The following is a 21,331-nucleotide window of genomic DNA, read 5'->3' on the forward strand; positions in this document are numbered from 1 at the left end:
CCTATGATTTTCAGGATGATAAATAATTTCAAAAACAAAGATAATTCCAGTATGAATTCGGTCTTTAAATCTTAATTTCAGTAGTTAGTGTAAATATTACGCTAACTTTTTTTGTCCAAAGTCCAATGTATTATATTAAATCCGTTTAATTAGGTATCAAAATATTGGGTAGTCCTGCATAGTAATGGTATATAGCAAAAAGGAATATAGTACTACGCAATATAGATTAGGACATTAATAAATCCTCAAACTCAGTCAAGGATTACTTCTGACTTCTAACTTCTGACTTCTGACTTGCGCGTAGCGCTATACCTGGCACGGGAGCAAGATGCTCCCACTGTTTTCGTAACAAATATAATGACAATGCACGACCATTACAATGAATAATCAAAAATATTGGCAAACTAAAAATTTAGAAGCGGTTCAACAAAGAATTTATTGGCTGCACAAACAACCAGATGGAATAATTTTTTCTCAGCCTTCTGGTATACACTTTTTAACTATAAAAAAAATCAAATTTATCATTCAGTTAGTATTAGTGGAACAAGTAACTTTAAAAATGAATTGGGTTCAATCTATACTTAATTTGAATAATCCAATATATTTAATTTTTCCTTATACTCAAGCAATGATGTTAGCTTTAGTCTGGAATAGTCAACCACAAAAAATTTATATAGCAGGTTTTGGAGGGGGTAGTATTGCTCAAGTTTTTCACCACTATTTTCCAGATACAATAATTGAATGTGCAGAAGTTGATGCCACTATATTATCAATAGCTCAGAAATTTTTTGGGGTAGAATTAAATGACAGATTAAAGGTGACAATTCAGGATGGTAGAGAATATTTAGAGCAACAAAATCAGGAGAATCTGTATGATATTATCATGATTGATGTAGCTTTTGGTAATGGTTATATGTCTTATAATTTAGCTACTAAAGAATTTTATGAGTTGTGCGATCGCCATTTATCAAAATCTGGAGTTATAGTCGTAAATACGTTAAAAAGTAATGATTTTGAAGCAGAGTATATAAAAACTATTAAAACTGTTTTTCCTTCTATTTATATCTGTCATACTAGCGGCAAAAATACAATTATTATTGGTACTCGCTATAGTTCTATAAATAAAGCAGAAATTAGAGAAAAAGCTCAATTTATTCAAGATTATCATCAATTTTCTTTTCCCTTAGTTGACAGAGCAAATGAGATAAAAATGATTGATGAACTATCAAATTTAAATTTAGACCAAGTTTCAATTCTCCAGGATACTGCTTCACCCGCTAATTATTTTAACTCTTGGCTATTTTAAGGAGTCAGGAGTCATTTCAGTTATCAGTTATCAGTTATCAGTTATCAGTACCTCTGCCTGTTTGCGCAGCATTCCGTCCAGGGATAAAAAAGTAGGGACATTGTATAAAACATCCCTAGTCTAACAATAATAAATAAAGAGCTACAACTAGATAAAAATTGTTTAATTAGGAAAGCTTTTGAAATGTATTTTCTTTCTCTATCCCACTCCCTATTTTCTTCAATTTATCAACAGAGAAAAACTACTTTTCAATCTTCACAGAAAGAATTTTGTCACCTTGTCTAATAGCATTCACAATATCCATATTCTCTGTTTTACCAAAAGTTGTATGAACACCATCTAAATGAGGTTGAGGAGCGTGACAAATAAAGAATTGACTACCACCTGTATCGCGACCAGCATGAGCCATTGATAAAGTTCCGGCCAAATGTTTATTATTATTAATTTCACATTTAATTTTATAACCAGGGCCACCTGTTCCTGTACCGTGAGGACAACCACCTTGAATCATAAAATTAGGAATAACACGATGAAAATTTAAGCCATCATAAAATCCTTTTTCACTTAGTTCAACAAAATTTTTCACAGTATTAGGTGCATCACTATCAAACAATTCTAGATTGATTATTCCCTTCTCAGTTTCCATGATAGCTCGTGTCATGTTTGGAATTTCTCCTCAAGTTAATTTGTTGTATTATACGCTATTTATCAACAATATTTTTCTAATCTAGCGATGTTTAAAAAAGTAGCAAGGAAGAAGGAAGAAGATATAAGGTTGATATTTCGTTATTTGAGATATTCCATAAATTTTAATAGTAATGGCAGTTGCTATAATTTGTAAACTCTGAATTGACCCATAAATTAGTTAATGATGGAGAATTATGCAAATATGCTATAGATAAAGTTAAAATTATTTTGCTGTACTATTATGAAAAACAATCAAATAAATTAGTATTGGTTATATTTAGCTATTTTTGAGTCAGCCTTAACTACTCAACAAAATCAAAAATAACTCGAAAATTTAGATAATATTCAGACAGTTTTAGGAGCAGATATCTTGTCTTTGTTTATATTAAATTTAATATCAATTCTCATTAATTAGACATAAATATTAATGCTTTTATCAATGATCTTGAGAATCTATCAAATTTCCCCCTACTCCCTACTGCCTACTGCAGGATGCCGGAAATGATTGACCAGTTACAAAATCCTAAAATAATTACAAATCAATACTTTTAACTTTTGACTTTTGACTTTTGACTTCCGCGTAGCGGCACTACTCCCTATTAATTAAATAGTCAAAACAATCTTACCAACCATCGACCCTGCTTCCAACATTCGATGTGCTTCTATTGCATCATCTAAAGCAAAAGTTTTATTCACATGAATCTTTAATTTTCCTTGGTCAAATAACCGCTCACACTGTTGCAAAATATTAGCTTGGTCTACTTGAGCTTCCATCAAACCTTTCATCATTGGAGTTAACATTAATTCCAACCCTATTCGCAGATTTCTTTGCCTAGCAATCTTCAAATTTCCTAAGTTAGTATCCGGTTCTAAAATTGTCACTAGATCGCCATAAACTTTCACTGCTGGAATAGTGTCATAAAAAACTTTTCCACCAACAGTATCAAAAGCTAAATCTACCCCTTCGCCATTCGTCCAATCTAACACGGCCTGCACAAAATCTGTATTCTTAAAAATCGCTAAATCTGCACCTAAACTTTTGACAAAATCTGCTTTTTCTTCTGAACTAATAGTGGTAGCAACCTCAGTTCCTTGTAACTTTGCCAACTGTATAGCCACATGACCAACCCCACCAGCACCACCATGAATTAACACTTTTCTTCCAGCTTCTAATTTTCCTCTGTCATACAAAGATTCCCAAGCAGTAATTAAAACTAAAGGTGCAGCAGCAGCTTCAACAAAGGTTAAAGAAGTTGGTTTTTTAGCCACAAATCTTTCATCAACAACAGTCAATTCAGCATAATTTCCAGGAGTTGCTCCGATGCCACTATGACAAAAATAAACCTCATCTCCCACTTGAAAATTTTCTACATTTTTACCAACTTCTGCTATAATACCGGCACCATCACATCCTAAAATAGCTGGTTTTTTATCTGGAAAAAAAGTGCCACGAGTGCGTAATTTTGTATCAATAGGATTTACTCCAGCAGCTTTTAAACGTACTAATATTTCTCGGTCATTTTCAATTACAGGGTCAGTAACTTGTTGCACTTGTAAAACTTCCGGCGCTCCTGGTGATGTCATGACAACTGCTTTCATGGTTGATTTTCCGCTGATTTAAACTCTGTTGGTAAAAACATTAAGTTTACATTAATTTTTATATTTTGTCTATAGGAAACAGGGAGTAGGAAGGTAGGGACGTTGCATGCAACGTCCCTACAGAGTCGGGGGAAATTTGATAGATTTTCAAGATAATTGATGAAGAGCATTTTTATTATCTCTAATTAATGAGACCTGGTATAGGAATTCCCAAAAAGTGTGAGGTACAAAATTCTAGGTTTTAGGCAACAGGCAACAGGCAACAGGCAAGATACAGCCAAGCTATGGATTTCAATCCTTGACTGATTCTTTGTCGTAGAGGGTTTCAAAGGGAATATAGCGGAGTTTTCCCGTGGCAATAATGGCGAGTTGTTTGGGAGAATAAGCTGTTATTTCTGTTTCCATGGGACGAATGAGATAGTCGTAGAGTTTTTCTTGGTTAAGGTCATGGTAGTCATCGTTGGGGTTTTCTAGTTGGGCGCGATATTCGGTGAGAAGGTGATCGAATTCTTCGGCATCAATGGGTACTTTTTTGACTATGGTGGGTTTGTCTCTGGTCACAAGGAATATGGCGATGCTATCGGGAACATCTGTAATACCAGTTAAAAGAGCAGGTTGAATAACAACGGTATCCGGTGCAATATTGGCTTTGAGTTTGTCGATGTCTTCGGGTTTGAATTCAAAAAGCTCCGCAACTTCTGGGTATTTATTGGTAATGTCGGTAGCGAGTTGGTTGGTTTCTGCTTGTAACTGGTTAATTTGTTCGGAAAGTTGGGTACTTCATTCATCTTCTATTTTGGCATAGAGAGCTTGTAATTGTTGATTGTTTTGTTGCCATTGGTTAATCAGTTTTTGAGCTTCTTGGTTTTTGACTTTGGCATCAATAAGGCGAGTGTAGTCAGCGAGGTCAAAAGTTGTAGCTCCATTATACCATATCCAGGCATCGTCAAGTTTTTTTTCGTCGATGAGGAGATCGATAAGGGGGTTTGCTTTGTAGTCATTATCTTCTAAAAAAGTCTTGCGGTCTTCTTGTTTTAACCCTGCACGCATTTCTAGGGTGATTTCTAGTGACTTTTGCCAATTTTTTATAGTTTTTTCTGGTTGGTTCCTATCTCGGTAAATATAAGCAATATTACTGAGAATAGAAGCAAAGCCTGAGTGATCGCCTACTTCTTGTGAGATGGGTAAAGCTCGCTGGTAGTATTCTAATGCTTTTTGGGGTTTACCTATATTATCGTAAAATCCACCAATATTATTGAGAGTAGTAGCTTATGTTGAGCGAGCGCCCACTTCTTGTGAGATAGGTAAAGCTTGCTGGTAGTATTCTAATGCCTTTTGGGGTTTACCTATATTATCGTATCTAATATCAGTTATCAGTTGTCAAAAGTAAGATTTTATGGACTGAAAACTTTGATACTATTAGGACTTACCCATGGTAGAATCCCCCCAACCCCCCCCCTTATAAAGCTCCAGTAGGGTGTGTTAGCGCTAGCGTAACCGAGCAAAATTCTATATATGTGGTAGCATAATGCACCCTACCAATAGCTATATCTTTACTATTACTAATTATTGGCATCTCTAATTCATTTCTTGTTTAATCCCCCCAAACCCCTCTTAGAAAGGCAGTTAAAATGGTGCCCTGGGACGGATTGTTAAATGCCTTTTACAGTCTAGATTTCATGGTTTTGGTGCGTTAGCGGCAGCGTAACGCACCCTACTGGACTGTTTCATCTAAAATGGTGCGTTAGATGGGGAGTGTGGGACTGTGGGGACTGTGGGGAGAGTGGGGAGAAAAAGACACCTAGAAACAAAAATCTATTGCACAGTTTTAGCTGTGTCAGTCTACTACCAATAGCGTTCTAATTCATTTGTTGTTTAATCCTCCCAAACCCCCCTTATTGGAGACGATCCTAATGTTAGCAGTTTTGGTGTTATTGGAGATTTAGAATTATATCAGGGGGTTTAGAATTATATCAAGAGTTACTACAAGGGGATTACAATCACAAAACTGACCCTAATTATCCGCAAGTTGTGTGGCGACTGCTAATCGATAGAGATGGTCAATATTACATATTCCCCTCTTTGCCAAAAAATGCTCCACCAAATGCTCATCCTCCCGTTGTCGTTATTCAGCAGAGCGATCGCGGGGAATATGTTGTTATTCTCAGCCCCGAAGCACCACCCTAAGTGTGGAGAGTGTGGGGAGATGGGGCAGTGTAGGGAGATGGGGAGTACAGCAATGTGCGCTGGGATATTTACAAATTACAGGAGGTATCCAATAGCTAAAAGTCTGATATAATCGGTTTTTTATTCCCCCTGTTGCCTGTTGCCTGTTGCCTACGCACAGCGCTATCACTGATGGCATAAAACTCTATGCCACCAGCGTCTCATTACTCACCTACATAGTCAAAGACTGGGGGTTAGTTTCAATCAATTTTGCTAAATCTTGTAAGAAAGCAGCAGCGTCAGCACCATAAATAATTCTATGGTCGCAAGTAATATTTACCTGCATTTGTCGCTTAACTCCAATCATCCCATCAGCAGTTGCTACTACCTGGGGTTGAGATGCACCGATCGCCAGAATTGAACCCTGACCAGGTGGCAAAATAGCATCAAACTGATTTACTCCAAACATTCCTAAATTAGATAGAGTAAACGTACCAGTGCTGTATTCATCCGGTTGCAACTGCTTTGCCCGCGCCTTTTCTACTAAACCTTTCCAGGTGCGAGATAAAGAATAAATATCCATTTTGTCAGCATTTTGCAATACTGGTGTAATCAAACCGCCATCAGGCATTGCCACTGCCACTGCAATATTAATCCCAGAAGGATACTGAATACCTCCTTCCACATAAGCAGCATTTAATAAAGGATGTTGTTGCAAAGTCATTGCTATGGCTTTTGCTAACATCGCAGTCATCGTCACACCCTTAGACTTAATCTGTTTATACAACCCATCTAAGTTATCTGTAGCGATCGTGTAACCAACATGGAAAGTAGGCACAGATAAACTGACCATCATATTTCGCACCACTGCATTTTGCAGGGTATTCATCTTCACAACTTGTCCAGGAGTCACCGGAGTTGGAGGTGCAGATGGTGGAGGTGGGGCAGTAGGAATAGATGGTTGAGTAGGAATAACGGGAGTCGCGGTCTTCGCAGATGCAGCAACTGAAGTTGGAGTACTACCTGTTGCCATTTCTACATCTTCTGCCACAATGCGACCATGAGGCCCAGTACCTTTGAGGGTACTTAAATCTACCTTCAATTTTTTGGCCAACTTCCGGGCACGAGGGGAAGCCATAATCCGTCCATTACGGCGACCGTTGTTCTCTTTTGTTTCTGTTGTGACGGAAGAGGGGGCTGTAGCAACGGCAGTTGCAGCAGTAGAAGCAGCGGGAGCAGTTTCTTGCTTGGTTGTAGCACCTCCTTGCTGTTTGGCTGTTTCAATTTCTGCCTCTGTTTCAGCCAATAAAGCGATCGTAGACCCTACGGCTGCTACATCACCAGCTTCTACAATTATATTGGCCAGATATCCAGAGAAAAAGGATTCTACATCCATATCTGCTTTGTCTGATTCAACTACTACTACTGTTTCTCCTTTTTCTACCCAATCACCAGTGGATTTTTGCCAAGAAACAATTTTACCCTCGGTCATAGTCGAACTAAGGGCAGGCATGAATACTTCGTTAATCATGTTAGTTTTCCGTTGTTTTTTTATTGATAAATTATTGTCGCTACGCTCTCAAGGTGGTAGGTTGTAGGTAACAAGATTTTACCTAACATCTAGTACCTAACACCTTTTTCAAGTAGAAGGTGGAAGGTCGTAGGTCGTAGATTGTAGATTGTAGGTAACAAGATTTTACCTAACACGTAGTACCTAACACCTTTTTCAAGTAAGTTGTAGGTAATAAGATTTTACCTATAGCAAAGAACGAGTTGGTTAGGACATAGAGTGATTATGAATCAAACACGGGGAAATGTTTTTTTCATTTTTCCTTATCTTGGTGCAGTTTCTGTTACATCTGTCGCCGACACGGGTTCGCACCGCTTTTCCCTGTTCCCTGCTATAACAATGTTTGGAGCAACCCTTGTGTCAAACCCGATCATCATGAGGGTTGTCCACAATATGATTGGGGTGTTAAGTAAGAAGGTTTTAGGTTGTAGGTAGCGCAGTCAGGAATAAGGATTTTATTATCTACACAAGTTAAATTATCCAAATTCAAAATTATGTGAGTTATTCAAAAAAAATCTGGACTTTATTGAGTCCTCATTCCTACGTTTTTCTCACTTAGAACCTGCCACCTCCCGATTATAGGTCTTGGATAGGACAGTAAACTTTTTTCACCTAACACCTATCACCTTCTTTTTTCCCTCTAAACCTCACCTCGCACTTCTTCAATTACCCCATCACGCAGGAGAACTTCTACTTGCATTTTCTTGATCAAATTATCTCCTACATCTGCAGTAAATACACTTTCAATTTGACCTTGACTAACTTCTTGCTCTAATTCCAAAGTTTGTACTTGTTGTAATTGTTGTAAAGCTTGATTTTTCTGCTCTACAAACTCATTTTTCTTTTGGCCGATCTGTGCTTGTATATTATTAATCTGCTGTTGTACTTGAGGGCCTGGAGGTTGTACACTTTGCTTTCTAATTTCAGCAATTGCCTTTTGCCCTTGTATTTCAATCTGTTGTAATTGGCTATCTAAATTATTAATTTGGGTTTGTAGTTGTTGTTGGGCTTCTTCTTTCCAGCGTGGGGTAACGACTACTCTAACGTTAATCGCTCGCTTTAAAAGTAATTGTGTTTGAGAATACTCCATAAAAATTGTTCTTGTCAGTTTATTTTTGTTTGCACATAAGGACGAGAATATTGATTTTAGACTTTAAGATTTCAGAAAATCTAGATGATACTCAATCCAAAATCTAAAATCTCCAAAGTCATTAATCAAACATTTTGTTAATCATATCGCGGTAATGGTCCGTGACAGTGGGACGTTTGATCTTCATCGTTTGGGTTGTCATGCCATTTTCTACCGTAAACGGTTCCAGAATCAAGCGAAATGGTCCAATACGGTCATCAGGCCGATATCCGGGGCGATTTTTTACCTCCCGATTCAATTCCTGGCGGAACAATTCTTGAATCGTCTGACTTTCCCAATCAATCTGTGGTTGAGATTCTGAAGGATTAAGTTGAATAGCCCATTGTTCCACTGCTTCAATATTAGGCACGACTAAAGCGCCCAAAAATTTCTGGTCTTGCCCCACCAGCATAATTTGGTCAATATATTGACTGCGGACACAAGCATCTTCAATGGGCTGAGGTTCAATATTTTCCCCATTAGTCAGAACAATTGTATCTTTTGCCCGACCAGTTAATACCAAATCATTTTCTGGGGTTATCCAACCTATATCACCAGTATTAAACCAACCCTCGGAGTCAATAACTTTCTCAGTAGCTTCGGGATTTTGATAATAACCAGCCATGATTTGTGGCCCTCTTGCCCAAACCACACCTTTATTACCAACTGTCAGAGTTTTGTTAGTTTCTGGATCTACTACTTTAATCTCAGTAGCTGGAATGGGTTTACCAGCAGACCCCCGGAGATTGTTCCAATAGTGTCGAACAGTCAAAACTGGAGAAGTTTCGGTTAAACCATATCCTACCAATAAGCCTATACCAACTATTTCAAAGAAATTTTCTAAGTGCATCGCTAGAGAACCACCCCCACTTATGGCAAATTTCAGGCGACCCCCAGTAGCTTGGCGGATTTTTTGATAAATGATTTTTTCTCCCAGACTATGAAGAGGTAATAATACCCAACTTTGCAAAGTAGCCAGCAATTTCTGAGACTGAGACGGTGGATCGAGTTGCAAAACTAATCCTTGACTAATACGCCTAGCTTCAATGTAACGTTGACTTATGCCCAGGAAAAATTGAGCTAATTTTTGTTTATTGGCTGGTTGTTCTCTTAGTTGTTTTTGTACCCCTTCATAAATTAATTCCCAAACTCTAGGGACACTGGTAACATAGTGGGGTTTATATTCTTGGAAGTCTTTTTTCAGAGAACGTTTATTGGTATAAATTTGGGTACAACCTTGGGAGAGGAAAAAATATTCTCCTGTTCTACCAAAAGTATGCCAAGTAGGTAGGATGTTTAGGCTGCATTCTCCTGGATTAGGTTGAATAAGTGCCCCGAGAACATTAATTTGATAGAGCAGGTTGCCATGAGTCAGCATTACACCTTTGGGTTTGCCAGTTGTGCCAGAAGTGTAGAGCAAAGTAGCAAGAGTTTCCAGGTTTTGCTTAGTGGGTTTCAGGGGGCGGTCTTCTCCTGTAGCAATGACTTGAGAAAATTTGACTACAGGTAGGTTTTCGTCAGGGTTTGGCTCTTCATCGGATAGCAGAATAATTAAATGTATAGGTAAGTCTTGCAGGTGATCGTTCAATTTTTTCAACAAGGCCAAATTTTCCACGACCAAACTCACACTGCCACTATGTTGAAGAATATAAGCCAATTCTTCGATATCTGCAGTCCCACTTCTCACCACATCTGCTGCCCCTGCAGCAATAATACCTTGGTCGGCAATCATCCACCGAGGGCTATTGTCAGCAAATAAGGCCACTCTCGGAGGTATTGACGCTTCATTTTCCGTAGGGACAACCCCCAATGATTGTAAACCAGCAGCAAATTTTTGAATCTGTTGGTTTAATTCTGCATAAGTAAATTTGACTTCTGGTTTGGCATGGGGGTCATGGAGGGCGATGGTCTGATTATAATGTTTGGCAGCCAGTGGCCATATTTCTGAGAGAGATTGAACTGAATCGTAGATTGTTACTTGCTTGAGATTGGCACGTTCGCGATCGCTCATTTGCCAGGAGGTGGGAGATTGTATAGATGTCATTATCTGCTTCCTAAAACTATTGGTGATAAATCTAGTATCTGAGAATTTTGGATAAGTTTGCTAATTTTAGGGACAGTTTGTCAACTTGAATATTCAACTACAGGGAAAAATTAGCCAGAGATTACTTTTGACTTCTCAGTTGCGCATAGCGCTATCGTAAAAGATAATTTTGGGACAAAGAAATATGGAAATTTGGGATATTTCTGCCATTGACCAACACGCTCATAATTTATTGAAACCAGAAGTGATTGCTCGTTATTCTTATTTTGCTGTTTTTACAGAAGTTTATCATCCAGATATTATTAATTATCATGCTTGTTATACCCTATTTTATCGTCGAAGTTTCGGGATATGGCAGACTTATTAAATTGTGAACCGCAAGAATCAGAAATATTAGCTAAACGAGATAAATTAGGGTTAGAAAATTTAACCAAAACTTGTTTTAATGGTGCAAATTTAGAGAGTATTTTGTTAGATAATGGCTTTCTCCCAGAGCAAATTTTACCTTGGTAATGACATCAAAAATTTTTGGGTATCAGGGGATTATTAAGAATAGAAAATATTGCCCAAAATCTCATACCTCAAGTAATGGGAAATGAATGAAGGTTTATTATGGTGTTTTATTGGTGGTTTTGAAGAGATTTTCTCTACCTCAATCACCGCCTGTACTGCAATTACAAACAAACTAATTCCAATTCCAGTTCCTTCTGCTGTACCAATACCAAAAGTAGAGAGTCAACCTTTAGAGAAAAAAAGCAGTGACATTCCCAGATGCTTGAAAATCAACTTAACTCTCAGCAACCTCGATGACTTAAAGATAAAGTCGAGGCAGATGCAAGCTGGAGAAATTTTAAGCGACAGAATTGGGGAGAGGCGATACTGCTGATGCAACGCTCCGCGAACGCTACTAGAAAAGAAAAAAACCCTTGAACTCTCTATCCATGAAGTAAGCAGTTATAATACTGTAGGTTGGGTTAAGTGATAGCGCAACCCAACATACACAAGCTTGTTGTTGGGTTTATCCTAACGGATAAGCTCTGTTAACACTTCGTTCTACCCAACCTACAAAGCGCTACAGTTTCCAAACAGAAGAAATTAATATTTTCTCTACAGTCTTCTGGAATTGATGGAGATGCAATTCTTCACGAAGAGGCAAGGTTAGTAATCGCTCAATTAAATTATCTATAAGCTAAGACAAATGTTGATTTTGCTTTAGCTGCTTTAAATTGCGCCAAAGCTAACAGGAATTACGAAGAATATAGAGTTATATAGAATCCGGTTATACAATATATGTTTATAATTTTATACCACACTTCAATATTAAATCGGACTACCTCCCCATCTGCCCATCTCCCCATCTGTGCCAACTATATAATAAGTATTCAACCGGATTTGATATTAGAGTAACAAAATCGCTGATTAGACTTTGATTCAATATCTTAATTTTTGAGACTTTCTATCCGCTCTAGATTCATCCCTTGATTCAGCAAGGCCGTGTTTTTTGTAGTGGCAATTCATAAATTGCCCCTACAGGTAGCGTCCGTGTGTAAGTTCTTCTTCCTTACTTCCTTCCTACTATAATAAATCCTTAAACTTAGGATGATTAGCCAAACTCTTCAAAACTTGCTTAATATCTTGTGATCGCTCCTTTTTCACAATCAAAGTCACATTCCCATCCCTAACAACAACCACATCCTCCAAACCAATAGTCACAATAGCATCATCATCACTCGTAGCATAAAAAATCGACCCCTCCGTATCTAACCCCAAATGATTAGCTAACTCCACATTCACTCCATCACCCTTAACCAAACGTTCCAAAGCATTCCAGTCACCCAAATCATCCCAACCAAAAGCCACAGGTAACACAAAAGCCTTGTCAGTCTTCTCCATCACCGCATAATCAATACTCTTCTTCTCCAACTGAGAATAACCCCCAGCACCCATGGCCTCCAAAACAGTCATCATTGTCGGCGCATATTTTCGTAACTCAGCCAACATTACCCCCACCCGGAACACAAAAATACCGCCATTCCAACTAAAACGACCCGTTGCTAAAAACTCCTCAGCCTTCTCTCGGTTAGGCTTTTCCGTAAACCGCGCCACCCTATAAGCATCAAACCCACCAAAATTTCCTGCTTCTTTTCCCTGTTCAATGTATCCATAACCTGTAGAAGGGAAAGAGGGTTTCACACCTAGGGTAACAATAGCCTCCTGATTCATTGCCAACTCAGCTGCTGCCTCCAAGGTCTTCTGGAATACTTCCGGTTCCCCGATCCAATGGTCAGCAGGGAAAAACCCCACTACTGCATCTTCACCATAACGGCGTGCTGTCTCTATAGCTGTCCACGCAACAGCAGGAGCTGTATCCCTTCCTTCTGGTTCTGCCAATATATTTTCCTTTGGCATCTGGGGTAACTGTTGTGCTACACCTTCGGCCAACATTGCGGATGTTACAACCCATAAACCATCCCAATTGTTAGATAATGAGAGTAATCTCTCTGCTGTTGTTTGTAACAAACTTTTACCACTGCCATCCAGAGAAAGAAACTGTTTGGGTCGATGCTTTCGACTTAAGGGCCAAAAACGTTCTCCTTTACCACCAGCAAGAATTACAGGTATCATCAGATTTTAGATTAATTAATAGATTAGACTATTCAATCTTAAATTCTCATTGCCAGTTTTTCCCAAGTTATATTATGTCCGGATCAGAGCGTGATCAAAAAACTTTCTCTTTCTTCTGCTCTTCTTCCTCTTCCTTTTTCTTTCTTCCCTCCTGACTCGGTCCTCTTGACTCGGTCTTCCTCCGTCGTTAATTTATTTTATCATTTTCTTTGTGGGTTTAATACCCCACCGTCAACGGTCGTGTTCACGCATTACTTGGGGGAGCGAATCCCCATGTAATTTTCCTCCTGTCTCCTGTCTCCTGTCTCCTGTCTCCTGTCTCCTTCTTCAAAACTGTTCAACCGGACATGATATTACCCAACTATGGCATTTACTGATTTTTTGAGGAGATTCTAAAACTTTCAATATTATAGCGGTTTAATAGTTTGTGAAATACAAAATTCTCAGTTTTTAGGAAGTAGGGAATTGAGTAGTTGGCATTTAGACTCAGTTATTAATTATTACCAATTCAGAAGTGGTCTATATCTTTTTTATTTAGGGTTTGCTGAAAAAGTCTTATGGGTGAGGGTAGGAGTCAACCCACCCCTCGCCCCTCCCAACCCACCCCTAACCCCTCCCCTCCTGGGAGGGGGAGGACCGAGTCATGATAAATGGGAATTACAGAGGATGTAGTTGGAAGAATTGTCCCTTAATTTTTCTGTCCTTGTCTGCACAAAATGCTAGTTTTTTGAGCTTTCTTGACCGAAAAGCTGGGACTTTTTTCAACCTAATAAGGCTGAAGCCTTTATATGTCAATACTTTGATAGTTTATCACCAAGCCCTATTTATCATTTTCTTTGTGGGTTTAATACCCCACCGTCAACGGGGGTGTTCACGCATTACTTGGGGGAGCGAATCCCCATGTAATTTTCCTCCTGTCTCCTGTCTCCTGTCTCCTGTCTCCTTCTTCAATCCATTTCTAGCCATTAACTTGGACACAAACAGCTATAGTTACAACAATAATCTTACTTTTAACTTTTAACTTTTATTATGAATAATACTTCTTCTACTGAGTCCCGGTTTATTTTGCACAAATGGTGGTTCTGGATACTTGTATTAGTCTTGAGTGGAACTATAACTACTTCTTTTGGGGCAATAACTGCTCTATTTGCTCCGGTTGAACCACAGTTTTTCAGCCAACTACTCCATAAATTTACCTCAGATGTCCTATGGCGTCAGCGTCTGCCTTACCAACTCTCACGACCGATAAATATTCTAGTTATGGGAATTGACCAAGTCTCAGGGGTGGCAGAAAATTCTCCAGATGTGTTTGAGGGTCGTAGCGATACTTTACTATTAGTACAAGCTAATCCCACTACTCAGACTGTCAGTTTACTTTCAGTACCACGAGATACTCAAGTCCTAATTCCCAAAATTGGTATTGCTAAAATTAATGAAGCTAATGTTTATGGTGGGCCAAAACTCGTAGAAAGTGTTTTAGAGAGTACTTTAAGTGGTTTTGAGATTGACCGATATGTGCGAGTTAGTAAGGGAGCGTTTCGAGAATTAGTGGAACAACTTGGTGGGATAGAAATTTTTGTTCCTCAACCTATGTCTTATACTGATAATACTCAGCAGCTAAAAATAGATTTAAAGTCTGGTTGGCAAACTCTTAATGGTGAACAAGCAGAACAATTTGCTCGTTTCCGAGAAGAAGTTCATGGAGATATTGGTCGTATTCAACGACAACAAGTTTTGCTCAAGGCGCTCCGAAACCGCGTTACTAATGTGGCAGTTTTACCTCGGTTGCCTCATATTATTCAGGTAATGCTGAAGTATGTTGATACTAATTTAAGTTTTCCTGAAATGTTAGTTTTGGTAAGTTTTAGTCTTGATTTAGAAAGAGATGATTTGAGAATGGTAATGTTGCCAGGAAGAGCTAGTTCTAGTGATGAGTATTTGACTAGCTATTGGATTATAGACCAACCTGGTCGAGACCGAATCCTTGAACAATATTTTAATTTCAAGTTAGAAGATTTTAATTATAACGATCTATTTCATCCGAAAAAAGTTAATAAAACTTTGTCTTTAGAGGCTAAAATAGCTGTTCAAAATGCCTCTAGTAATTCTCAAGCAGCGACAAATTTTGCTCAATATTTGAGGGATCAAGGATTCTACAATGTTTATGTAGTTTCTGATTGGCTTGACAAAGAACCTTTGACTCAAATTATTGTTCAAGGGGGTTATTTGGAGTCTGCTGAAGTTGTGAAGAATGCTTTGGGTTTTGGTAATATTGAGCCTGCTTCTACTGGTGAAATAGGTTCTGATTTTACTGTTCGATTAGGAGAAGATTCGGTCGATATAATTAATAATTAGGGTTTGCGGAAAAAGTCTTTTGGTAGGGATAGGAGTCAGGAGTCAGGAGTCAGGATAAATGGAAATTATATGAGGAGGTAGTCGGAAAAATTTTCCCTTGATTTTTCTGTTACAATCATCCCAAAATACTAGCTTTTTGAGCTTTTCGGTGCAAAAAGATGGCACTTTTTTGAACATCAAAAACGCTTTAGTCTTTATTTATCAATACTCTGAGAATTAATCAGCAAGCCCTAATTAATTATTAATTATTAATTAGGGCTTACCGATTTAATCTAAAAGAATTGACATATAGAAGCCATTTGGTATCTATTTAACAAGTTATCAGTCCAATAGCCATCTGGGTTTTACGATTCTGGCAGTCATTTTTCGTAATTTTTCGGTCTCCTGAACCCCTATAGTTGTTAAGCTCCTTAAAACGGCTTTCCTGAAGACTTTGTATTTCAAGAAAAGATACCAAATGGGTTCTATAAAGACAAGTGCCTTTTTGGGGTCGAATTGCAGTGCCTGGTATCACGTCTAAAACGCTTAAAAAGGAGTGTACTTTAGGCTCATAGTTGGGCAGAAAAACCCCTCATTCTGACAATTCTTACTGAAAAATTATGGTTTAAAACCTCCAATTTTAAGCTATCCATGATCAGGAACTCCTGAAAACCTTGATGGGAGGGTGGGGAGTGTGGGGAGTAATAATCTTCAAAAAAATGTATTTTTCAATATACTTTTCCGAGAAAAAAGCCTCTCAAACGACTTACACATAACTTCTCACTTTTGTCAAGTTTTATGCTAAGAAAGATGTTTATAAAGCATAGACTTTTAAGGGGATAATAATAAATTTTTTTTTCATTATTAGTTAATCAATTCCGTTTTCAAGGAGAGGTAATAATTAATTATTAATTGTTTAATCCTACCTCCTCATTATTCCCCGTTCCTCCTGTCTCCTGTCTCCTGTCTCCTGTCTCCTACCCCTACTAAAAGACTAGTGAAGCGCAAACCCTAATTATACTTGCTGAAATAAGTTTGAAAAACCTGTTTGGCAACAGGAGCAGCAGAAACAGAACCATAACCTCCATTCTCCACAATGACAGCGATCGCAATTTTTGACTGATCAGCTGGCCCAAAACCAACATATAAAGAGTGAGACCTTTGTCCAATTACTTCTGAGGTTCCGGTTTTCCCTCCTGTCAGAGGAATAGTACCGTCATTAAGAGATTGTGCTGTACCATAATAAACTGCATCAATCATCCCTTCTCTAATAATCTTTATCTGTTCAGGTTTCAACCCTGTGGGAGTAGGCTTCATTTTTGGACTATTCGTTTCATTCGCTAACAAGTGAGGCTTAATCTGTTTACCACCATTAGCGATCGCTGCTACTGCTACTGCCAACTCTAATGGTGTCACCAAAACCAGACCCTGGCCAATTGCCATAGTTATTGTATCACCCAAATACCAATCATCATTATAAATCCTACGTTTATCTTCTTCAGTAGGAATTAAACCATTGTATGTTGCGGGTATGCCCAAAAGGTTTAAATTTTCACCACCCAAACCAAGCTGATGTGCCCATTTAATTATTTCTTGAGGTCCAATAGCCATACCTATTCTATAAAAGAAGGTATTACTACTATAGGCTAATGCACTTCTAAAACCAATTGAACCATATCCTCCACTATGTTCATTAAAACTAATACCTCCAACATAAATTGAGTCAGAGGTATAAACAAGAGAATATGGTGAAAATTTTCCAGACCCCATGGCCGCTGAAGAAGTCACTATTTTAAAAGTACTGCCTGGAGGATAACCTTGGAGAGACCGATTTAAAAATGATTGCTCCTGACTATGAATATTTTGCCATTTGGCTTGAGACATAGGTTTCGTAAACACATTGGGGTTAAATCTGGGATAACTGGCCATTGCTAAAATTTCCCCCGTATTCACATCTAGAGCAACTACTGCTCCCTTACGAAAACCTAGAGCTTTTTCTGCTGTTTTCTGAAGGTCTATATCAAGAGTTAACTTTACTGTCTTTCCTGCTTGAGGTTTAATTTCTCCGAGACTACCTATTTCTTTATTTTGGGCATTGACTTCTATCAAACGCTTACCCCATTTTCCGGCAAGCAAATCATTAGCACTTGCTTCAACTCCTAATCTACCAACCATCATTCTCATTTGATATTCTGGGTTAGCTTTTAGTTCTTCTGATGTAGCTTCGCCAAGGTATCCAATTATATGAGATGCTAATTGTCCATGAGGATAATAACGAGTTGATTCCGACCTCACTTCTACACCGGAAAATTCCGCAGCTCTTTCCTGTAAGGTGACAAAAGTATCACGATTCACTTCATGGCTAATATTTACATTCTTTTCTCCTGAATTTATAGCCTGCTCTACTTTTTGAATGATTTTTTCGGCGGGTATATCAATTATGGTGCTGAGCTTTTCTGCAGTAATTTTCCATTGCTCTTTGGATTGTTCTTTTGGCCATAAATAGATGGAACGGATGGGACGATTAGATGCAAAGCCTTTGTGATTACGGTCTAGGATTAGTCCTCGATTGGATGGGACTGAAATTGGCCTAATGCGGTTGTTTTCTGCTCGGTCTCTATTCTGTTGACCTTGAATTAATTGTAGTTGAACCAGACGACTAACTTGTAAACCGACTATGCTTGTGGTTAATAGCATTAACACAATTGCTCGGTAGATTGAGCGTGACTCATGTTTTTGAGATGAGAGGTTATTATCTTCTATTTTTCGTAGTCCAAAAGCAAAGGAAAATTCGTGCACCATGATTTATTGATTTATGATTAGATAGACTAATAGATTAATTGTCTTTTAGTCGTTAAACGATAATTAGATAGACTTTACAGCAGTTTAAATAAAAATTCAAAATGCAGAACAAAGTAATCAAAGTTAACTAGCTATCAGCATTTTTTGTACCGGAATGCTCTGCAAATAGCACTCAGCTTTCAGCGCGCTAAAAGCTTGGGTTTAAATCTCCGACTTCTAGCTTGTCATTTAATTTTAGGAGGGGTCGCGTATCCCCTTATATTTGATTTTTTTATTTCTTGTTTACAACTTTTTTTATTATCTGATTAACCCTCCTTTCTTCAGTCTCACTAAGCCACATATTGTCTTCACTATTTGCTCATTTTTTTCCCTCTTAATCTGAATCTTTTGAATCTTTATTGAACTACTCTGAAAACTTTTAAAAATCTTGTTAGATGTTCAACTACTATCTTTGGTTAATTTTTAATTTTTCTTCTTCTCTTCTTAAATTAATTCCTTTTTTTTGGGTGCATCTCAATGCAAGAATAAAGCCAAAAATTTATTGCTTTTAGGCAACAGGCAACAGGCAACATGGAATAGGGAATAGGGAATATATAGGAAAAAAAAGTATTTTTGCAAATATGAGATGCACCCTTTTTTTTGTGGCTTTTTTCGGTATTTTTTTCTTTTTCGGATATGTCTAATGAAAAAAGCAAATTTTGACTTTTATTAAGAAGTATAGTAAGCATTTCCTGTGGAATGTTGCGCAAATAGCCGTCAGCTATTAGCTAGTCTCCTATAGTTGGAACTGCGTTATCAGCTATTAATTTTGGAGAAGGTAAAAGCAACCGTTGAAATTCAGAAAGAATACAAAGTTACTGCCAAAGTCCCCTTCCTAAATCTGAGAAGTAATTATTCATTACTAATTGCTGTTTGCGTAGCATCCCGCAGGGAAACGCTGACTGCTAATAGCTGAATGTTTACGAAGTAAATTATCATTTATCATTTTCTTTGTGGGTTTAATACCCCACCGTCAACGGGGGTGTTCAAAATTACTTGGGGTGAGAATCCCCATGTAATTTTCCTCCTGTCTCCTGTCTCCTGTCTCCTGTCTCCTTCTTCAATTAATTTTTAGTTTGAAAATTGGAAGAGGTATAATAACAGAAAAAATATGAATAGTTGAATCTAATTGCTATATCATGCCTCTTTTTTAAATACCTACAAATAAAAAAACTTGTTAGGGATACCGGAGCATGGATAACAGAGTAAAAAATAGGAATAATTTTGAGAAATTATCAAGAGAATAGAGAAAAGCATTTTTATGACATCTAATTAATGAGACTGGATATTAGAGCTTCATCAAAAGCAAAATGTAGTGAAAATCCTTGATATCTAATATGCAATTCCATAATCAGAATAAAGTCATCAATAAATGACGATAATTAATCTCCTAAACACCAAGAAACAACTAACAATATTATTGACAGAAATAACCATCGAGGAATATGCAGCCATTGCATGAAGTCCATTGGTTCCAAGACAAAGATAGAAGTGAATAACCAACTGAAGAACAATACCACAGTTATCAAGAATAACGACATAGTATTTTCCGAAAAAAATTGAACAACTTATTTGATTCACCCTTAAGTATAATGTTAAATGATCTGCTCAAGCAAAGATGGTAAATTCTCGTGTTTAATACCCTTCTAACTGACTTCCGAATTATCTTTGATAGAGACCCTGCAGCTCGTAACTGGTTGGAAGTTCTTACTTGCTACCCTGGTCTTCAGGCTTTAATATTTCATCGCCTAGCTCATGGTTTGTACGGTCTGAAAATTCCTTTCCTGCCTCGTTTAATTTCCCACATAGGCCGTTTTTTGACTGGGGTTGAAATTCATCCAGGAGCTGTTGTGGGCCAAGGAGTTTTTATTGACCATGGTATGGGTGTAGTTATTGGAGAGACTGCTATTGTCGGAAACTATTGCCTAATTTACCAAGGAGTAACTCTGGGTGGTACTGGCAAAGAAACTGGCAAACGGCATCCTACTTTGGGTGAGAATGTGGTTATTGGTGGGGGTGCCAAGGTTCTTGGTAATATTAATATTGGTAATAATGTTCGTATTGGTGCAGGATCGGTAGTACTTAGGGATGTTCCTTCTGACTGTACTGTTGTGGGAGTGCCTGGGAGAGTTGTATATCGTTCTGGAGTTAAGGTAAATCCTTTAGAGCATGGTAGTTTGCCTGACTCTGAGGCTGAGGTTATTCGTGCTTTGGTTGATCGAATTGATTCTCTTGAACAACAGGTGGAAAATTTACAAGGTAAATTATCACAGTGTCTTGTGGTTAATTCTGACCCTCCATCTTCTGCTAATTACGCTAGTTGTCGTCTCCAAGACTAAGCAATTCAAGATTTTTTTATGGCTAAGGAATTTTAAGGATTTATATCTTGAGTAGACCAAGTTTTAGAGTTATCAATTTGATAAAGCCAACGATTTTGTGGCTCTCCTTTGAGTTCTAGATGCTCGACTTTTGTTGGATTTAGTAATAATAGATAAAAGTTTGATAGGGGATAGGCAGGATTTGGTGGGGACAATTCAAAGGCACCGATTTCTACTTTACTTTCTCCAGGATTAGGCCAAGTAAATTGCTGTCTAGCATTGTCTGAAATTTCTTGCCATGTTGTTTCTCTGACTTGAGCAAGTTTAGGATCAGGATTATTTGCTTTGATTAGGTAGAGTTTGCCAGTGAGGCGAAATTGTTCTCTAGTTTGAGGAAAGTACCAACAGATTTCGGCCCAGGGATTTTTTTCTATTTGCTCTACTTTTTTGCTACGACTGTCAGTGATGAATTTTAGCTGATTGGTTTCTTCTAAAAAACCTCGGAATACGATGGTACGATTTTTGGGTTGGCCTTCAGCAGTGACTGTTGCTAATTGGACATAACGGGCATAAGTTAGACTTCGGTTTCTATGTAAAGCTCTGGCTAAGGGCGATCGCCAAGGTGCTAGTTTTTCTGCCTCCACTAAGTTAAGAAATTCCATGATTATTGGCTATTTTTGCTTTTTTCGTAGAGAAGATATCTTATACTAAA

Annotated in this window: 18 protein-coding genes and 1 pseudogene; 7 read left to right on the top strand and 12 right to left on the bottom strand. The window is 37.9% G+C overall.

From position 1 onward, the window contains the following. Nucleotides 1-379 precede the first annotated feature (379 nt). Nucleotides 380-1,306 carry a fused MFS/spermidine synthase gene (locus F6K18_RS31750; protein WP_287526907.1) on the top strand — a complete coding sequence of 309 codons (927 nt, stop codon included), beginning with the start codon at nt 380-382 and terminating at the stop codon, nt 1,304-1,306. Nucleotides 1,307-1,547: 241 nt separating this feature from the next. On the opposite strand, the gene F6K18_RS31755 is transcribed toward F6K18_RS31750, so the two are convergent. From F6K18_RS31755 to F6K18_RS31775, 5 genes and pseudogenes are all read right to left on the bottom strand, one after another. Further along, complete coding sequence (locus tag F6K18_RS31755) at nt 1,548-1,967, bottom strand: peptidylprolyl isomerase (RefSeq protein WP_287526909.1); 420 nt, start codon at nt 1,965-1,967, stop codon at nt 1,548-1,550. A 629-nt stretch (nt 1,968-2,596) separates the two neighbouring features. After that, complete coding sequence (locus F6K18_RS31760) at nt 2,597-3,592, bottom strand: zinc-dependent alcohol dehydrogenase family protein (RefSeq protein WP_287526910.1); 996 nt, start codon at nt 3,590-3,592, stop codon at nt 2,597-2,599. A gap of 291 nt (nt 3,593-3,883) precedes the next feature. Further along, nucleotides 3,884-4,153, bottom strand: coding sequence for a hypothetical protein (locus tag F6K18_RS31765; protein ID WP_287526911.1), 270 nt, complete (start codon nt 4,151-4,153; stop codon nt 3,884-3,886). A gap of 219 nt (nt 4,154-4,372) precedes the next feature. Continuing rightward, complete coding sequence (locus tag F6K18_RS31770; RefSeq protein ID WP_287526912.1) at nt 4,373-4,642, bottom strand: hypothetical protein; 270 nt, start codon at nt 4,640-4,642, stop codon at nt 4,373-4,375. A 21-nt stretch (nt 4,643-4,663) separates the two neighbouring features. Further along, nucleotides 4,664-4,849, bottom strand: a pseudogene (locus F6K18_RS31775) (tetratricopeptide repeat protein); the annotation flags it as partial. A 774-nt stretch (nt 4,850-5,623) separates the two neighbouring features. Here F6K18_RS31775 and F6K18_RS31780 point away from each other — a divergent pair. Beyond that, nucleotides 5,624-5,779: a hypothetical protein gene (locus F6K18_RS31780; RefSeq protein ID WP_287526914.1), complete on the top strand. Its 156-nt coding sequence runs from the start codon at nt 5,624-5,626 to the stop codon at nt 5,777-5,779. Nucleotides 5,780-5,990: 211 nt separating this feature from the next. Here F6K18_RS31780 and F6K18_RS31785 read toward each other — a convergent pair whose 3' ends face one another. From F6K18_RS31785 to F6K18_RS31795, 3 genes are all read right to left on the bottom strand, one after another. Next, nucleotides 5,991-7,289 carry a dihydrolipoamide acetyltransferase family protein gene (locus F6K18_RS31785; protein ID WP_287526916.1) on the bottom strand — a complete coding sequence of 433 codons (1,299 nt, stop codon included), beginning with the start codon at nt 7,287-7,289 and terminating at the stop codon, nt 5,991-5,993. A gap of 679 nt (nt 7,290-7,968) precedes the next feature. Next, nucleotides 7,969-8,418, bottom strand: a complete 450-nt coding sequence (locus F6K18_RS31790; RefSeq protein ID WP_124143642.1) for a YlqD family protein — start codon at nt 8,416-8,418, stop codon at nt 7,969-7,971. A gap of 121 nt (nt 8,419-8,539) precedes the next feature. Continuing rightward, entirely contained in the window at nt 8,540-10,501 is a 1,962-nt protein-coding gene (locus F6K18_RS31795; protein WP_287526917.1) for a long-chain fatty acid--CoA ligase, read from the bottom strand. Between the two features lie 184 nt (nt 10,502-10,685). Here F6K18_RS31795 and F6K18_RS31800 point away from each other — a divergent pair, with 184 nt between their 5' ends. The 3 genes from F6K18_RS31800 to F6K18_RS31810 all read left to right on the top strand — a co-directional run bounded on the left by F6K18_RS31800 (nt 10,686) and on the right by F6K18_RS31810 (nt 11,387). Next, nucleotides 10,686-10,868 carry a hypothetical protein gene (locus F6K18_RS31800; RefSeq protein ID WP_287526918.1) on the top strand — a complete coding sequence of 61 codons (183 nt, stop codon included), beginning with the start codon at nt 10,686-10,688 and terminating at the stop codon, nt 10,866-10,868. Beyond that, nucleotides 10,853-11,014: a hypothetical protein gene (locus F6K18_RS31805; RefSeq protein WP_287526919.1), complete on the top strand. Its 162-nt coding sequence runs from the start codon at nt 10,853-10,855 to the stop codon at nt 11,012-11,014. Before F6K18_RS31800 ends, F6K18_RS31805 begins: the two co-directional genes overlap by 16 nt. An 82-nt stretch (nt 11,015-11,096) precedes the next feature. Further along, nucleotides 11,097-11,387, top strand: a complete 291-nt coding sequence (locus F6K18_RS31810) for a hypothetical protein (RefSeq protein ID WP_287526921.1) — start codon at nt 11,097-11,099, stop codon at nt 11,385-11,387. Nucleotides 11,388-12,076: 689 nt separating this feature from the next. Here F6K18_RS31810 and F6K18_RS31815 read toward each other — a convergent pair. Further along, nucleotides 12,077-13,126: a mannose-1-phosphate guanylyltransferase gene (locus F6K18_RS31815; protein WP_287526923.1), complete on the bottom strand. Its 1,050-nt coding sequence runs from the start codon at nt 13,124-13,126 to the stop codon at nt 12,077-12,079. A 1,029-nt stretch (nt 13,127-14,155) separates the two neighbouring features. Between F6K18_RS31815 and F6K18_RS31820 the strand changes: the two genes are divergently transcribed. Continuing rightward, nucleotides 14,156-15,481 carry an LCP family protein gene (locus F6K18_RS31820; protein WP_287526925.1) on the top strand — a complete coding sequence of 442 codons (1,326 nt, stop codon included), beginning with the start codon at nt 14,156-14,158 and terminating at the stop codon, nt 15,479-15,481. Nucleotides 15,482-16,471: 990 nt separating this feature from the next. Here the strand turns inward: F6K18_RS31820 and mrdA are convergent. Together mrdA and F6K18_RS31830 are read right to left on the bottom strand one after the other, a co-directional pair. Next, nucleotides 16,472-18,262 (bottom strand): penicillin-binding protein 2, encoded by a 1,791-nt coding sequence (mrdA, locus tag F6K18_RS31825; protein ID WP_287526927.1) that lies wholly within the window; start codon nt 18,260-18,262, stop codon nt 16,472-16,474. Between the two features lie 1,421 nt (nt 18,263-19,683). Then, on the bottom strand, nt 19,684-19,842 hold the full coding sequence (locus tag F6K18_RS31830; protein WP_161564746.1) for a hypothetical protein: 159 nt from the start codon (nt 19,840-19,842) through the stop codon (nt 19,684-19,686). A 90-nt stretch (nt 19,843-19,932) separates the two neighbouring features. Here F6K18_RS31830 and cysE point away from each other — a divergent pair, with 90 nt between their 5' ends. Next, nucleotides 19,933-20,640: a serine O-acetyltransferase gene (gene cysE, locus F6K18_RS31835; protein ID WP_287526929.1), complete on the top strand. Its 708-nt coding sequence runs from the start codon at nt 19,933-19,935 to the stop codon at nt 20,638-20,640. 32 nt (nt 20,641-20,672) lie between these two features. On the opposite strand, the gene F6K18_RS31840 is transcribed toward cysE, so the two are convergent. Further along, nucleotides 20,673-21,281 (bottom strand): Npun_F5749 family FMN-dependent PPOX-type flavoprotein, encoded by a 609-nt coding sequence (locus F6K18_RS31840; RefSeq protein ID WP_287526931.1) that lies wholly within the window; start codon nt 21,279-21,281, stop codon nt 20,673-20,675. Nucleotides 21,282-21,331 lie beyond the last annotated feature (50 nt).

Origin of the sequence: Okeania sp. SIO2C2 (assembly GCF_010692625.1) — a bacterium.
GTDB classification, from domain to species: Bacteria; Cyanobacteriota; Cyanobacteriia; order Cyanobacteriales; family Microcoleaceae; genus Okeania; species Okeania hirsuta.

What these genes read in the sequence shown, in the direction of transcription:
- F6K18_RS31805 (WP_287526919.1), top strand. Translation starts at nt 10,853, where the DNA reads ATGGCAGACTTATTAAATTGTGAACCGCAAGAATCAGAAATATTAGCT.
- F6K18_RS31800 (WP_287526918.1), top strand. Translation starts at nt 10,686, where the DNA reads ATGGAAATTTGGGATATTTCTGCCATTGACCAACACGCTCATAATTTA.
- F6K18_RS31770 (WP_287526912.1), bottom strand. Translation starts at nt 4,642, where the DNA reads ATGCGTGCAGGGTTAAAACAAGAAGACCGCAAGACTTTTTTAGAAGAT.
- F6K18_RS31810 (WP_287526921.1), top strand. Translation starts at nt 11,097, where the DNA reads ATGAATGAAGGTTTATTATGGTGTTTTATTGGTGGTTTTGAAGAGATT.
- F6K18_RS31820 (WP_287526925.1), top strand. Translation starts at nt 14,156, where the DNA reads ATGAATAATACTTCTTCTACTGAGTCCCGGTTTATTTTGCACAAATGG.
- F6K18_RS31760 (WP_287526910.1), bottom strand. Translation starts at nt 3,592, where the DNA reads ATGAAAGCAGTTGTCATGACATCACCAGGAGCGCCGGAAGTTTTACAA.
- F6K18_RS31755 (WP_287526909.1), bottom strand. Translation starts at nt 1,967, where the DNA reads ATGACACGAGCTATCATGGAAACTGAGAAGGGAATAATCAATCTAGAA.
- F6K18_RS31840 (WP_287526931.1), bottom strand. Translation starts at nt 21,281, where the DNA reads ATGGAATTTCTTAACTTAGTGGAGGCAGAAAAACTAGCACCTTGGCGA.
- F6K18_RS31815 (WP_287526923.1), bottom strand. Translation starts at nt 13,126, where the DNA reads ATGATACCTGTAATTCTTGCTGGTGGTAAAGGAGAACGTTTTTGGCCC.
- mrdA (WP_287526927.1), bottom strand. Translation starts at nt 18,262, where the DNA reads ATGGTGCACGAATTTTCCTTTGCTTTTGGACTACGAAAAATAGAAGAT.
- F6K18_RS31785 (WP_287526916.1), bottom strand. Translation starts at nt 7,289, where the DNA reads ATGATTAACGAAGTATTCATGCCTGCCCTTAGTTCGACTATGACCGAG.
- F6K18_RS31750 (WP_287526907.1), top strand. Translation starts at nt 380, where the DNA reads ATGAATAATCAAAAATATTGGCAAACTAAAAATTTAGAAGCGGTTCAA.
- F6K18_RS31795 (WP_287526917.1), bottom strand. Translation starts at nt 10,501, where the DNA reads ATGACATCTATACAATCTCCCACCTCCTGGCAAATGAGCGATCGCGAA.
- F6K18_RS31790 (WP_124143642.1), bottom strand. Translation starts at nt 8,418, where the DNA reads ATGGAGTATTCTCAAACACAATTACTTTTAAAGCGAGCGATTAACGTT.
- F6K18_RS31830 (WP_161564746.1), bottom strand. Translation starts at nt 19,842, where the DNA reads ATGTCGTTATTCTTGATAACTGTGGTATTGTTCTTCAGTTGGTTATTC.